This is a genomic window from Odoribacter splanchnicus DSM 20712 (assembly GCF_000190535.1).
In the GTDB taxonomy this organism is placed as follows: domain Bacteria; phylum Bacteroidota; class Bacteroidia; order Bacteroidales; family Marinifilaceae; genus Odoribacter; species Odoribacter splanchnicus.
Genome location: NC_015160.1, coordinates 3525034 through 3539522 on the forward strand (window position 1 = coordinate 3525034; position 14489 = coordinate 3539522).

10 protein-coding genes are annotated in these 14489 nt (G+C 44.8%); 5 read left to right on the top strand and 5 right to left on the bottom strand.

The window, feature by feature from the left end; genetic code table 11:
* Positions 1-47: 47 nt before the first annotated feature.
* On the bottom strand, positions 48-1136 hold the full coding sequence (locus tag ODOSP_RS14885) for a 6-bladed beta-propeller (RefSeq protein WP_013613122.1): 1089 nt from the start codon (positions 1134-1136) through the stop codon (positions 48-50).
* Positions 1137-1214: 78 nt separating this feature from the next.
* Positions 1215-1832, bottom strand: a complete 618-nt coding sequence (locus tag ODOSP_RS14890) for an RNA polymerase sigma-70 factor (RefSeq protein WP_049782934.1) — start codon at positions 1830-1832, stop codon at positions 1215-1217.
* 532 nt (positions 1833-2364) lie between these two features.
* Here ODOSP_RS14890 and rnhA point away from each other — a divergent pair.
* From rnhA to ODOSP_RS14915, 5 genes are all read left to right on the top strand, one after another.
* The gene (gene rnhA, locus ODOSP_RS14895; RefSeq protein WP_013613124.1) at positions 2365-2850 is read left to right on the top strand and encodes a ribonuclease HI; all 486 of its coding nucleotides are present in this window, start codon (positions 2365-2367) and stop codon (positions 2848-2850) included.
* A 113-nt stretch (positions 2851-2963) separates the two neighbouring features.
* Positions 2964-3932, top strand: coding sequence for an NAD-dependent epimerase/dehydratase family protein (locus ODOSP_RS14900; RefSeq protein WP_013613125.1), 969 nt, complete (start codon positions 2964-2966; stop codon positions 3930-3932).
* A gap of 170 nt (positions 3933-4102) precedes the next feature.
* Positions 4103-6358: a ribonuclease R gene (rnr, locus tag ODOSP_RS14905; protein WP_013613126.1), complete on the top strand. Its 2256-nt coding sequence runs from the start codon at positions 4103-4105 to the stop codon at positions 6356-6358.
* Positions 6359-6380: 22 nt separating this feature from the next.
* Positions 6381-7823, top strand: coding sequence for a carbon starvation CstA family protein (locus ODOSP_RS14910; RefSeq protein WP_013613127.1), 1443 nt, complete (start codon positions 6381-6383; stop codon positions 7821-7823).
* A gap of 163 nt (positions 7824-7986) precedes the next feature.
* Positions 7987-9297: a peptidoglycan DD-metalloendopeptidase family protein gene (locus ODOSP_RS14915; protein WP_013613128.1), complete on the top strand. Its 1311-nt coding sequence runs from the start codon at positions 7987-7989 to the stop codon at positions 9295-9297.
* Here ODOSP_RS14915 and ODOSP_RS14920 read toward each other — a convergent pair.
* The 3 genes from ODOSP_RS14920 to dnaE all read right to left on the bottom strand — a co-directional run bounded on the left by ODOSP_RS14920 (position 9289) and on the right by dnaE (position 14488).
* Entirely contained in the window at positions 9289-10209 is a 921-nt protein-coding gene (locus tag ODOSP_RS14920) for a DUF58 domain-containing protein (RefSeq protein ID WP_013613129.1), read from the bottom strand. The two genes, ODOSP_RS14915 and ODOSP_RS14920, sit on opposite strands and share 9 nt — an antisense overlap.
* Positions 10210-10300: 91 nt before the next feature.
* The gene (gene trxA / locus ODOSP_RS14925; RefSeq protein ID WP_013613130.1) at positions 10301-10618 is read right to left on the bottom strand and encodes a thioredoxin; all 318 of its coding nucleotides are present in this window, start codon (positions 10616-10618) and stop codon (positions 10301-10303) included.
* A gap of 105 nt (positions 10619-10723) precedes the next feature.
* Positions 10724-14488 carry a DNA polymerase III subunit alpha gene (gene dnaE, locus ODOSP_RS14930; protein WP_013613131.1) on the bottom strand — a complete coding sequence of 1255 codons (3765 nt, stop codon included), beginning with the start codon at positions 14486-14488 and terminating at the stop codon, positions 10724-10726.
* Position 14489 lies beyond the last annotated feature (1 nt).

A 14489-nucleotide genomic window follows, 5' to 3' on the forward strand; every position in this document is an offset into this window, starting at 1 on the left:
GTGAATTTTGTAAACTTTTGACTATTTAATCGTCCGTTTATTTTATGCTAAATACTTTTATAAAGGAATAATAGCGGATTATCATCTTCTTTGGCATTTTGTATTTGTTTTATAACAGGATTATCGGATGCTATTCCGGTGAGTTTACGTTGTAATATAGGCATGTCGTAAGAGAAAGCGACAATTTCGTTGTGTGTATCTTCGGTAGCGATGCTGTTATGCAGGACAATTCCAAGGTTTGTATTGGTTATGCCGTAGGCGTGTACAATTTGATGCCGGGTTTTGTTATAAACAAACAGGCCTATTTTATTGGTGTTGAAAAAGAGATTACTGCGTATTTCTTTTACATTTATGATCGAAAGCACTTTGTTTCGGGTTGCAGGTGCATGAGGCTCTTCATTCAGTTGAGTCGGATTGTAGCTATATTTCCCGAAATCCACGGTAACCACAGGTTTTATACGGTTGTTGTCCCAGCTGTAAATGGTGTAATCTCCGTTTTGAGTGAAATACAGGTGTTCGCTCTTTAATAAATAACTCCCGCGGCAACGGAATTCCCCCCGGTAAGTGAATGCTAAAGGAATTTTTTTCGCAACCGTAATCCGGTGGTCTTCTTCATTCAGCAGGGATAAGTAATGTTTGGGTTCTAATACTTTTGAATTGATAGCCAGTATGTTATCTGTTGTTCGGGTTATTTCAGTATAGAAAGCTTCGCTTGTTTTTTCCCGAAGGAAGTTACCGTTGTAATCGTAATACAAAAATTTATATGGACGATCGGCCGTGACAATTATTTCCCGGTCGGTTTCATCGACGGTAAAATCGGTGATACCGAGCCATTCGCCCGGTCCCCTTCCATGGGGACGGATATCGGTAATAAATTTGCCTCGACGGGTGAATAGCAGTATTTTCTTGTCTTGTATGTCGAACAGGAAGATTCGCTCCGGGGTAAGTACTATTTTATTTATCATACTAATCAGAGAGCGGTCCGTTGTTTCGGGAAATATGATCTCGCAATCCGCAAACCAGGTCGTATCGGTATATACCGCTTCGCTTAAGTCAGCCTGTACTACCGCCGGTTGTATTTTTTCCCGGCAGCACACCAAGGCAAAATATATACCGATAATAAGACCTGTTTTCACAATACTTGAATTTAGTTTATAAATTTTATAATAAGATACCTCTTCCTGAAAAAAGGGTGATGCATTTTTATAAAAATTTTATAACCTGATGTTCATTTCGCTTTTCAGGCAGGTGGACTGACTCATCAGCCAATACCACAAAATGAGCGATTCTTCCGAATGTAATTGTCCCCGGATCAACCGATAAGCTTTAGAGATATGGGTTTTGACGGTATTGACCGAGATCGAAAGTTCGTCGGCGATCTCGGTGTATTTTTTTTCTTCGATAGCACTCAGCATGAAAACTTTCAAACATTGGGGCGGTAACTCCTGCATGATGGCTTTGATCCGTTCGATTTCCTGCTCTTCTTCGACCGAATATTCGGAATGGAGGAGGTATTCGATAAATTCGGTCAATTTCGGGTTATGTTTCCGGACAATGGCCTGTTTTTGCAGATTTTTGAGGGCCCGGTGGCGGATGCAGGTATAGAAGTAGGCCCGGAGTGAATCTTTCACCTGCAATTTGATCCGGTTTTCCCAAAAGTGGATGAACATATCCTGAACCACATCCTCGGCCAGTGAACCATCGGCCAATAAACCCTGGGCATACCGGCACAAGGGATCGTAATACTTCTGGAATAATTTCTCAAAAGCCGGATAGTTGTCTTGTCTGACAGCTTCATACCATTGAAGGTCTATATCGGTAACCTTATTCATCGGGACAAATATACGTATTTTTAATCTATTTAAGAAGCTTGTCATTTTATTATTCTTATGTAAACGAACTATCCGAATTGTCTTGCATACAATAAACAGATAAAAAGAACAACTAACTTAATCGATTAATCAATATCTTATAAGAAATTATTCCGATGAAATAATCTAGATTTCCATATACTGATAGATGTGATCCGATATTTGATACTATAAAACCCTTCTAAACCTTCCTTTACCAAATAGCGTTAACGGAAAATGAAGGGTTTTATGGCGGAATAGAAAGAAAAAATTATATCTGTTTTTAAATAGTTTCAGCGGTTTAAATGGTTACAAAGGTTTCAGAAGTCAGGTTTAACCGCTATAACTAAAAAATGGATTTTTTTAAAGATTAATGCTGTTTTTGGGTAACTGAACTGAAAATTATAGGCCTGGAACTAATCGGGAATGAAAGTCTATAGGCGTTTTCCCGGAAAGCCGGAAAATTGCGTTTTAATTACTACTTTTGTCCACCTAATTCGAATTGAATCTATATATGGCTGATCCGATCATTATATATACCGATGGTGCTGCAAGTGGAAATCCCGGTCCGGGAGGGTTCGGCGTTGTATTGAAAGCCGGAGTGTATCGCAAAGAACTGATGGCCGGATTCCGGAAGACGACCAACAATCGGATGGAATTGCTGGCTGTCATCGTGGGATTGGAAGCACTGAAGCAACCCGGGTGGCAGGTGGTCGTTTATTCGGATTCCCGGTATGTGGTCGATGCTGTTGAAAAAGGCTGGGTGTTCGGATGGGAGAAGAAAGGATTTAAAGATAAGAAAAACCCGGATTTGTGGAAACGCTTTCTGGCTATATACCGGCAACATCAGGTGAAGTTCGTCTGGGTAAAAGGACATGCCGATATCCCCGAAAACGAACGTTGTGACCAGTTGGCTGTTCAGGCTTCTAAAATGCCTAATCTCCAGATCGATTACTATTATGAAGCGGAACAGGATAATAACTTAAAACTTTTCATTTAAACACTGAAAAATATTTCAATTTTTAGTCTAACGGGTGATTTTATTATATACATTTGCAGAGAATAAAGTGGTGTTCTACCCGATTGTTTGAAACTATTATAACTCAATCTGCAATGAAAAAAATATTGATTGTCGGTGCTGGCGGGCAAATAGGTTCTGAACTTGTCCCTCATCTGAGATCCATTTATGGAAATAATAATGTTGTAGCTGCTGATATCAGTGCTGAAAAATGTAAAGTTTTGGCGGAAGCCGGTCCGTTCGAAGAGCTGAATGCGCTGGATGGAGAGAAATATACGGCAATAGTCAAAAAATACGGTATCGACACGATTTTTAATCTGGTGGCTTTATTGTCGGCTACCGGAGAGAAAAATCCGGTGTTGGCCTGGAATATCAATATCGGGGCGCTGACGAATTCTTTAAATATTGCGAAAGATAACGATTGCGCTGTGTTTACTCCGAGTTCTATCGGTGCTTTCGGTAAAGATACGCCGAAAGATAAAACTCCTCAGGATACGTTGCAACGTTCCAATACTACGATTTACGGAGTATGTAAGGTTACGGGCGAGTTGCTGAGCGATTACTATTTCAACCGTTTCGGTGTAGATACCCGTAGCGTGCGTTTCCCGGGATTGATTTCTTATGTCACGCTTCCGGGAGGTGGCACCACCGATTATGCTGTAGAAATTTATTACGATGCTATCCGCAGAGGAGCTTTCACCTGTAATGTGAAAGCCGGTACTTATATGGATATGATGTATATGCCCGATGCGCTCAATGCAGTGGTACAGTTGATGGAAGCCGATCCTTCCCGTTTAAAACACCGCAATAGCTTCAATATTGCCGCTATGAGTTTCGAACCCGGGCAAATTGCTGCCGAGATCCGTAAACACTTACCTGATTTTAAGATGGATTATCAGATCGATCCGGTAAAACAAGCTATTGCCGATAGCTGGCCTAACAGTATGGACGATTCTTGTGCCCGGGAAGAATGGGGCTGGAAGCCGGAATACAACCTTCAGAATATGACGGTCGATATGCTGGTTAAAGTGAAAGAAAAATTCGATAAGGGATTGATTAAATAAGGGATTTATAAAAACGACGAGCGGCCTCTTTCCGGGGCCGCTTTTTTGTTTCGTTAGCTCCGGTAAAACAAAATAACGGCCTTGGCCGGGAGGAAAATTATAATTCATTGCCCGGATTTTTGTATAATCAATCGAAAAAAACACTAAATTAGGGCACTAAAATAAGAGGTATGGGCAAAAATAAAAAGAAAAGCAAGCCGACCATGAGTAAGCCGGAGTTGAGTAAACGCCTTTTGGCACTGATGAGTAATCACCCGGGTGAGAGTTATAATTATAAGCAGTTGGCGATGCGATTGCAGGTGAAGAGTATGGATATGAAACGCCAGATCTCGGAAGTGTTGCGGGAATTAGGAGAAAAAGGAGAGTTGGAAGAGATTTCGACAGGAAGATATAAAATGCGGCAGAGAGGGGCTTATATTACCGGTGAAGTCGAGTTGACAGCCAAAGGTTCGGCCTATATCATTTCAAACGAGAGTAAAGAGGATGTGTTTGTTGCTTTTCCTAACCTCAAACACGCCCTGAACGGAGATAAAGTGAAGGTATTGGTATATGCCCGGAGTCGTGACCGCCGCCCCGAAGGAGAGGTGGTCGAGATCCTGGAACGGAAGAAAGGTACTTTTGTCGGCGTAGTACAACGGTCGGCGAATTACGCTTTCCTGATACCGACCGGTAAGCAGTTGCCCTATGATGTGTTCATCCCGACGGAACATTTGAATGGAGCCGAAAACGGGGATAAAGTGGTGGTAAAAATCAAAGATTGGCCTGAAAGTCAGAAGAATCCTGTGGGAGAAGTGATCGAGGTGTTGGGGCGTCCCGGGGATAACGATACGGAAATGAATGCGATTATGGCCGAATATGAATTGCCGGTGAAGTTCCCGCCCAATGTGTTGAAAGCGGCTGAAAAGATCCCTTTGGATATCCCTGAAGAGGAGATCCGCAAGCGCCGCGACTGCCGCGAATTGACCACTTTCACTATCGACCCGAAAGATGCGAAAGATTTCGACGATGCCCTTTCTGTCCGTACGTTGAAGGAAGGCGTGTATGAAGTCGGTGTGCATATCGCCGATGTCAGTTATTATGTCAAAGAAAATACGGTGCTCGATAAAGAGGCTTATGCGAGGGCTACCTCGGTATATCTTGTCGACCGGACCATTCCGATGTTACCGGAACGCTTGAGTAACGGGGTTTGTTCGTTAAGACCCGATGAAGATAAGTTGTGTTTTTCTGCTATTTTTAAATTGGACGCTAACGCACAGGTTTTGGACCAATGGTTCGGGCGTACGGTGATCCGTTCGAATCGCCGGTTTACTTACGAAGAAGCTCAGGAGCGGATCGAAGGTGCCGAAGGGGATTACCGGGAGGAAATTCTGCTGTTGAACCGGTTGGCTCAAAAATTACGTCAGGATCGCTTTAAAGCCGGAGCGATCGATTTCGACCGGGTAGAGGTGAAATTCAACCTGGATGAAAAGGGACATCCGGTGAGTGTGTATTTCAAGCGTTCGAAGGAAGCCAATAAGCTGATCGAAGAGTTTATGTTGCTTGCGAATAAGAAAGTGGCCGAACGGATCGGTAAACCCAAGAGTGGAAAAAAAGCACCTACTTTCGTATACCGTATTCACGAAAACCCGCTGCCTGAAAAGTTGGAAGAATTCAACCGTTTTGTGGCTAAATTCGGGTATGGATTGAAAACAGGTAGCCGCAAAGCCCTTACTTCTTCGATGAATAACCTGATGGCCGAAGTAAAAGACAAACCCGAACAAAATATGATCGAAACCCTGGCGGTACGGACGATGGCTAAGGCTGCCTATTCGACCGATAATATCGGACATTATGGTCTGGCTTTCGATTATTATACCCATTTCACCTCACCGATCCGGCGTTATCCGGATGTGATGGTGCATCGGTTGCTGCAACGTTATCTGGACAGTGGACGCTCGGTCAATAAAGAAAAATACGAAGAATATTGTAAGCATTCGTCCGATATGGAACAGGTGGCGGCTAATGCCGAACGTTCGTCTATCAAGTACAAGCAGGTGGAATTTATGGCGGATAAAATCGGACAAGATTTCGAAGGTACGATTTCGGGTGTCACACAATGGGGATTTTATGTCGAACTGGAAGATTCGAAATGTGAGGGATTGGTGTCGATGACCGAATTGGATGACGATTTTTATGAATTCGATGAGAAAAATTATTGCATTGTCGGACGTCATCACCATAAGATCTATCAACTGGGAGACCGGGTAACGATCAAAGTGGCTAAAGCGAATCTGGTGGCTCGCCAATTGGACTATGAGTTGGTTAAGGGAGCAGACGAAGAAGGGGTGATCAGGCCTTTGGGAAAGAGCCGGGAAGACATCGGCCGGAAATCGAAAACGAAAGGCAGGAAAAAGGAAAATAAACCGAAAGGAAAAAAAAGAAAATAGGGATGTAAAAACTTGATAAGCTATGTATTCATTTACAATTTGTTTGCTGATTCTGGTCGTCGGCTACTTTGTATATGGCCGTTATGTAGAGCGGGTATTCGGGCCGGAGGCGAAAAGGCCGACTCCGGCATTGACAAAGGCCGACGGAGTGGATTATATCCCCTTGCCGACCTGGAAGATCTTTATGATTCAGTTTTTGAATATTGCCGGTTTGGGACCGATTTTCGGTGCTATCATGGGGGCTAAGTTCGGGACGGCTTCTTATTTATGGATTGTATTGGGGAGTGTGCTGGCGGGGGCTACGCACGATTATTTTTCGGGGATGTTGTCGATCCGGCATGGAGGTGAAAGTTTGCCTGAGATTATCGGACGTTATCTGGGGATGACCACCAAGCAGGTGATGCGTGGTTTTACAGTAATCCTGATGGTGTTGGTGGGAGCGGTTTTCGTTGCCGGGCCTGCCGGTTTGCTGGCTAAGCTGACACCCGATGCTTTGGACACCTCTTTTTGGATAGTCGTCGTTTTCCTTTATTATATTTTGGCAACCCTGTTACCCGTAGATAAGATTATCGGAAAGATTTATCCCATTTTTGCTATTGCTTTGTTGTTTATGGCTGTCGGGATTTTAGTCATGCTGTACGTCAATCATCCGGTTTTACCGGAGTTGTGGGACGGCTTACAAAATACCCATCCGAATGCGGCGAATCTGCCCGTTTTCCCGATTATGTTCGTGAGTATCGCCTGTGGGGCTATTTCCGGTTTTCATGCCACACAGTCGCCGATGATGGCCCGTTGTATGAAGAGTGAGAAATACGGACGTCCCGTTTTTTATGGGGCAATGATCACGGAAGGTATCGTGGCTCTGATTTGGGCGGCTGCGGCTACTTATTTTTATCATGAGAACGGTATGGCCGAAAACAATGCTTCCGTCATTGTAGATGCCATTACGAAAAGTTGGTTGGGATCGGTGGGAGGTATTCTGGCGATTTTGGGTGTGATAGCTGCTCCGATTACTTCCGGCGATACGGCTTTCCGGTCGGCCCGTCTGATTGTAGCGGACTTTATGGGCATGGAACAGAAAAGTATCCGCCGCCGTTTGTATATTTGTGTCCCGATGTTTCTGGCTGCTATAGGATTGTTATTGTATAGCCTCCGGGATGCTGCGGGATTCGATATGATCTGGCGGTACTTTGCCTGGTCGAATCAGACCCTCTCCGTCTTTACCCTTTGGGCCATTACGGTTTATCTGGTACAGACGGGTAAAAACTATTGGATTACTTTGATTCCTGCTTTGTTTATGACCTGTGTGTGTTCGACCTATCTGTGTATCGCTCCCGAAGGTTTCGGATTGACTCAGATCGTATCTTATTATATCGGGTTGTTCTGTGTTCTGATCGCTGTCGTTTGGTTTGCTGTATGGAAAAGCAAAACCCCTCAGTCTCCCGGTGATTTAGTCTCCCGATAACTCAGCAACTCAGCAACTCAGCAACTCAATAACTCAGCAACTCAGCAACTCAATAACTCAGCAACTCAGCAACTCAATAACTCAGCAACTCAGCAACTCAATAACTCAGCAACTCAGCAACTCAATAACTCAGCAACTCAGCAACTCAATAACTCAATAACCAATGTCAAAGAAAAAACAGATTATCTTTTCATCACTACTGGGAATCGTGTTGTTAGTAGTGATTTTTATGCCCAAGAAAGAGACTACTGAACCGTTGGATGAGATCGAAGTGACGGATTCGCTTGAAGTGAAGGAGATTACTTATAAATATGGTATACCCATCGATGATTACGATGTGGATTATGGTATTGTCAAAAGGAATCAAAGTCTTTCTACGATATTGCAGAAACATGGCTTATCGGTGGGAGAAGTGCATCGGCTGGTAGAAAAATCCAAAGATGTCTTCGATGTACGTAAGATCAGGAGCGATCAGGCTTATGCGGTATTTACCACCAGGGACAGTATACCGGAGACCTGTTATTTTGTGTATGAAATCGATCCCAAATCTTATGTCGTTTTTGATTTGCGGGGAGATTACCGGGTGACGATGGGGGAAAATCCGGTCGAATGGCGCAGGAATGAGTTGCATGGTGTTGTTGAGTCTTCTTTGTGGCTGGCCATGTCGAAATACAATGCCGATCCGCAATTGGCCGTCGTATTATCGAATATTTTCGGGTGGACCATCGACTTTTTCGGTCTTCAAAAACAGGATGAGTTCCGCGTGATTTATGAGCAGGAATATGTCGATGGGAAGAGTTTGCTTAATTTTAATGTATTGGGGGCTGCTTTCCGGCATGGTGACAGTACTTATTATGCCATACCGTTCGAACTGAACGGAGAAAAATTATATTACGACAGAGCAGGAAAGAGTTTGGAGGGGGCCTTTTTGAAAGCTCCTTTGGATTTTTTCAGGATTTCTTCCCGTTTCTCGAACAGCCGTTTCCACCCTGTGTTGAAGCGTTACCGGGCTCATCACGGTGTAGATTATGCTGCGCCGACGGGTACTCCGGTGTATGCCATCGGGAAAGGCCGGGTTATTGCAAAAGGTTATCAGGCCAAGGGAGGTGGAAATTACGTCAAAATCAGACACAATAGTATTTATACGACGACCTATATGCATTTGTCCCGATTCGAAAAGGGAATCAAAGTAGGGGTAGATGTTGCCCAGAAGCAGGTCATCGGATATGTCGGGGCTACCGGTCTGGCCACAGGCCCGCATTTGGATTTCAGGGTATATGAAAACGGTAAGCCGATCAATCCGCTGACAATCAAATCACAACCTCAGAAAACATTGAAAGACGGAGATTTGAATCGGTATGAGGTCGTCAGGGATTCGGTTATCCGCATGTTGACTCTTATTCCGGATGTCCGGCAGGAAAATACAGAAATACCTGTCGATACAACCGTTTTTGAAGATAATGAATCAATATAATTTGCTGCGTTTTAACAGGTAGGGGAATAATACTTCGTGGAATTCCCGGTCGATGTCGGCTTCGACAAAGTCGATCCGGAGTTGTCCGCAACGTAGTTTTAGTTCCTGGTAAAATTCGGCCATTTTCTGCTTATAAGTCTCCCGGATTTCATTTGGAGAAAATTTGATTTCCCGGCCGCTTTCCAGATCGATAAAGAGATGGGGGCGGTTCGAAAATTCGAATGCTTCTTCCATCCGTTTGTCTTTGACGTGAAAGAGGATCACCTCGTGTTTATTATAGCAGAGGTGTTGGAGAGCTGAAAAGAGTTCTTCCGTATCTCCGTTCGAAAACATATCGGTGAAAATAACGACCAGCGCTCTTTTTTGTATGGTATCCGCCAGTTGGTGGAGCACCTGGGCTGTCGATGTGGGTTTGTTCAGGGAAACCGAATGATTTTGCAGAATCTCCTGAAGGTGGGCGTACATCGTCTGTATGTGGGTGCTGTTCGATTTTGCATCCGTCAACACTTCGATCCGGTCCGAGAACAGACATAATCCCGAAGCATCCCGTTGTTTCCGGAGCAGGTGAATCAAGGCTGCTGCACAATAAACCGAAAACCGGAGCTTAGAGACTTTCGCCGACGGATAAGGAAACAACATCGAAGAAGAAGTATCCAGCACCAGATACGACCGTAAATTCGTCTCTTCTTCGAATTGTTTGACGAATAACTTCTCTGTCCGGGCATAAAGCTTCCAGTCGACGTGTTTGGTCGATTCTCCGGTATTGTATACCCGGTGTTCGGCAAATTCTACAGAAAAACCATGATAAGGACTCCGGTGCAAACCGGTGATAAAACCAGCAACAATCTGAGAAGCAATGAATTCGAGATTATCGAATTGTTCATAGCGGATAATATCTTCGAGCTTGTTCATGGCTATAAACCTGAAAAGATAAAGAAAAGGCTTTAGAGCAACGATTAAAAAAATTGAGAATCGGATTTTTCGATTCTCAATTTTCAATTATTTAAAGAAGTTTGTTGATTTTCTCGACCAGTGAATTCTTAGGTACTGCACCTACTTGTTTATCAGCAACTTTACCGTCTTTAAAGAACAGGATAGTCGGGATGTTACGGATACCGAATTTAGCTGCTGTGCTTGGGCTGCCGTCGACGTCAACCTTAGCAACGGTAATTTTTCCTGCAAATTCTTCAGAGATTTCTTCAACAATGGGAAGCATCATTTTACATGGTCCACACCATTCTGCCCAGAAATCGACCAGGACAGGTTGTGCTGATTTCAGTACAACCTCTTCAAAATTAGAATCATTAACTGCTATTGCCATAGTATTTATCTTTTAAAAGTTGGTATTTCCATTTTGCTCCGCTAAGTTACAACAATTTTATTGTATACGAAGTATTCATCTTATAATAGAACGTTAAAATTTATCCTAGTTGATCTTCATTTTGATCGAATCGTTGTTTTCGAAATATTCGTACAATTCCCGGGAACGCCTGATCTTACAAGTGCGGGAGAACATTTTGACACTGTTTCCCTGACGGTCGAACAGCATGAAATTCAGAGGAATATCGTTTTGTGCCGTTACCGGTTCTTCAAAATTCTCCGGATCGCTGTTCTTCTGTGTCCTTTGTTCGGCCGCTTTCTGCTGGGCTTCTTTATAACTCTCGCTGTTCACATCGGTTGTAAAGAGCTCGTGTATTTCAGTGACCGTTTCCAGGGTCAGTTTTTCAATATCGACCTGTAAAGTGATCGAACGGATTGCATTTTCGGTCAGTGCTTCCAATAAGCCCACTTTTTGAATGGTGAAAGTAAGCTCGTTTCCTTCTTTACCCCATTTGGGCCCTACTTTCCCTTTCACATAAATCGCCGTCTCGTCGATAAAGTATTGCCGGAAATCGGTATAATCTTTTCCGAAGAAAGCCAGTTCGTAAGTGCCGCTGAAATCCTCCAGGGTCAGGATACCGAAGTCTTTCCCGGTTTTGGTTTTACCTTCCCGTTTGGCGGTAATGATACCGGCGATATTGATTTCTTTGCCTTTAAAAGTTTCAAGGCCGCTGTTGAGTTCTTCTACCGGCGTGCAAAGCAACTGCATTTCCAGTTTATAAGGATCGAGGGGATGGGAGGTCAGGTAAATACCGATCAGCTCTTTTTCTTTTTTCGATTTCTCATAGTCGTGCCAGGGTTCGCAGTCGGGGATATTCGGTTTGGTGACTTCGAAGCCGTCCAGTTCGCCGAATAGGGTGGCTTGCAGGTTCATGGAATCCTGCTGGTTTTTCTGGCCGTAGTTCACCAGGTTATCCAGTACTGTGGTCGTTGCGTCTACCAGGTGCAGGTATTGGGCCCGGTGGTATCCGAAACTGTCCAGTCCGCCGGCAGTAACCAGGTTTTCGATTGTTTTCTTATTGACCGATTTATAGTCGATTCGTTCGAAGAAATCGTATACATCTTTATAAGGTCCGTTTTTCTCCCGTTCTTCGATGATTTTTTCTACGGCAGCTTCACCCACTCCCTTGATGGCGGCCATTCCGAAACGGATCTGGCCATGTGAGTTTACGGTAAAGTCATTGTAAGATTCGTTGACATCCGGCGCCAGTACACTCAACCCCATTCGCTTACATTCGTCCATGAAAACCGTTACTTTGGTGATGTCCGAGAGGTTGTTGCTTAAGTTGGCTGCCATGAATTCTGCCGGATAATGGGCTTTCAGGAAACCGGTTTGATAAGCGATGTAGGCGTAACAAACGGAATGCGATTTGTTGAAGGCATAAGAAGCGAAAGCCTCCCAGTCTCCCCAGATTTTGTTGACCAGTTCTTCGACATCTTTTCCTTTTTCTTTGGCTCCCTGGACAAAATCGGGATTGTTTTTACAACCTTCGACGAATTTGCCTTTCAATTCCGCCAGCAATTCGAACTTCTTTTTACCCATAGCTTTACGGAGGGTATCCGATTGTCCCCGGGTGAACAGTCCCAGGGCCCGGGATTGGAGCATCACCTGTTCCTGGTAGACGGTAATGCCGTAAGTGTCTTTCAGGTAGGGCTCCATCATCGGATGGTCGTATTCAATGGGTTCTTCGCCGTGTTTGCGCCGGATGAAGGAAGGGATATACTCCATAGGCCCCGGACGATACAGGGCGTTCATGGCTACCAGGTCCTCGAAACGGTTGGGCTGGAGGGCGCGGAGGTGTTTTTTCATTCCGGGCGACTCGAACTGGAACAGCCCGGTGGTATCTCCGCGGGTGAAAAGCTTGAAGGTTTCTTCGTCGTCCAGGGGAATTTCGTTTTCATTCAGGACGATATGTTTCGATTTTTTGATATTGTCGAGACAAGTCTTGATGATCGAGAGGGTACGTAAACCCAGAAAGTCCATTTTGATCAGCCCGATCGGTTCCACGAAATGCCCGTCGTATTGGGTAGTCATCAGACTTTCTCCTTCGGTAGGCATGATCGGGATATGATCGGTGAGCGGATCCCGGCTGATGAGGATACCACAGGCATGTACTCCGGTTTGACGGATAGAACCTTCGAGGGTCTCGGCAAATTGTATTGTTTTGGAAATCAGTGGATTAAGAGATTGCTTCTCTTTCTCGAGATCCGGGTTTTCCTTATAAGCTTTTTTCAGAGTCATTTTCGGAGCTTCCGGAACCATTTTAGCCAGCCGGTTGGCTTCCGATAATTCCAGTTTCAATACCCGGGCTACGTCTTTAATGGCCATTTTGGCGGCCATACTGCCGAAGGTTACGATGTGCGACACTTTGTCGGCTCCGTATTTCTCCGTTACCCACTCCAGTACCTGTTGCCGTCCCGCATCATCGAAATCCACATCGATATCGGGCAGGGAAATACGGTCGGGATTCAGAAAACGCTCGAACAGCAGATCATATTTTATAGGGTCGATATTCGTGATACCCAGGCAATAGGCGACGGCACTACCGGCAGCCGATCCACGTCCCGGTCCTACAATTACGCCCATATCCCGGGCAGCCCGGATAAAGTCCTGCACGATCAGGAAGTAACCCGGGAAACCCATGGTCTTCATGATATGCAGCTCGAAGATAATGCGTTCCATGATCTCGGGAGACGGATTTTCACCATAGCGTTTCACAACCCCTTTCATGGTCAGCTCTTTCAGATAGTCGGCTTCCAGTTTGATACGATATAAACGGTCGTATCCGCCCAGTTTTTTGATTTTTTTGTTGGCTTCTTCTTCGGTGAGTACGACATTTCCTTTCTCGTCGCGGGTGAATTCGTTGAAGAGGTCTTCCTGGGAAAATTTTTGCCGGTATTCTTCTTCCGTACCGAGTTCGGGGGGAATAGGAAAAACGGGCATCAAAGGATCGGAGTCCAGTTCGTATTCCTCGACTTTATCGGTGATCTCCTGAGTGTTTTCGATGGCTTCGGGCAGATCAGGGAAAAGGTCGATCATTTCCTGGGTGGTTTTAAACCATTCCTGACGGGTATACCGCATCCGGGTCGGATCGTCGATGTCTTTCCGGGTGTTCAGGCAAATCAGCAGATCATGGGCTTCGGCATCTTCTTCATTGAGAAAATGTACGTCGTTGGTGGCGATAAGTTTGATATTCAGTTTCCTGGCTATTTTGATTTTCTCCTGAATACAGCGTTGCTGATTGTCGTAAATCTCGGCTCTTTGTTTGGGATCCGCTGCCGGATGGCGCATCACTTCCAGGTAATAATCTTCGCCGAACAGATTTTTGTACCATAGAGCTGCTTTTTCAGCTCCTTCCAGATCACCGGCCATGATTTTCTGATCGATTTCTCCTCCCAGGCAAGCCGAGGAAATGATCAATCCCTCATGATGTTTTTCGAGCTGGGTTTTATCGATACGGGGACGGTAGTAGAAACCGTCGCAAAAAGCCGTCGAACAGAGCTTGACGAGATTGAGGTAACCGGTGAGGTTTTTGGCCAGAATAATCAGGTGTTCCCCCGACCGGTCGATCGGTTTTTCTTTATTATATAAGGATACCCGTGCGACATAGGCTTCACACCCTAAAATGGGTTTGATCCCTTTTTGCCGGCAGGTGTCGTAAAACAACTTTATCCCGAACATATTGCCGTGGTCGGTCAGTGCTAGTGCGGTCTGACCGTCGGCTTTGGCTTTTTCGATCAGGCCTGGAATACTGGCTGCTCCGTCGAGAATAGAATATTGCGAGTGGACGTGAAAGTGGGTAAACTGCATG

Bases quoted from the DNA above. Each gene is read 5' to 3' on its own strand.
- rnhA (WP_013613124.1), top strand. From the start codon at position 2,365: ATGGCTGATCCGATCATTATATATACCGATGGTGCTGCAAGTGGAAAT.
- rnr (WP_013613126.1), top strand. From the start codon at position 4,103: ATGGGCAAAAATAAAAAGAAAAGCAAGCCGACCATGAGTAAGCCGGAG.
- ODOSP_RS14910 (WP_013613127.1), top strand. From the start codon at position 6,381: ATGTATTCATTTACAATTTGTTTGCTGATTCTGGTCGTCGGCTACTTT.
- dnaE (WP_013613131.1), bottom strand. From the start codon at position 14,488: ATGCAGTTTACCCACTTTCACGTCCACTCGCAATATTCTATTCTCGAC.
- ODOSP_RS14920 (WP_013613129.1), bottom strand. From the start codon at position 10,209: ATGAACAAGCTCGAAGATATTATCCGCTATGAACAATTCGATAATCTC.
- ODOSP_RS14890 (WP_049782934.1), bottom strand. From the start codon at position 1,832: ATGAATAAGGTTACCGATATAGACCTTCAATGGTATGAAGCTGTCAGA.
- ODOSP_RS14900 (WP_013613125.1), top strand. From the start codon at position 2,964: ATGAAAAAAATATTGATTGTCGGTGCTGGCGGGCAAATAGGTTCTGAA.
- ODOSP_RS14915 (WP_013613128.1), top strand. From the start codon at position 7,987: ATGTCAAAGAAAAAACAGATTATCTTTTCATCACTACTGGGAATCGTG.
- trxA (WP_013613130.1), bottom strand. From the start codon at position 10,618: ATGGCAATAGCAGTTAATGATTCTAATTTTGAAGAGGTTGTACTGAAA.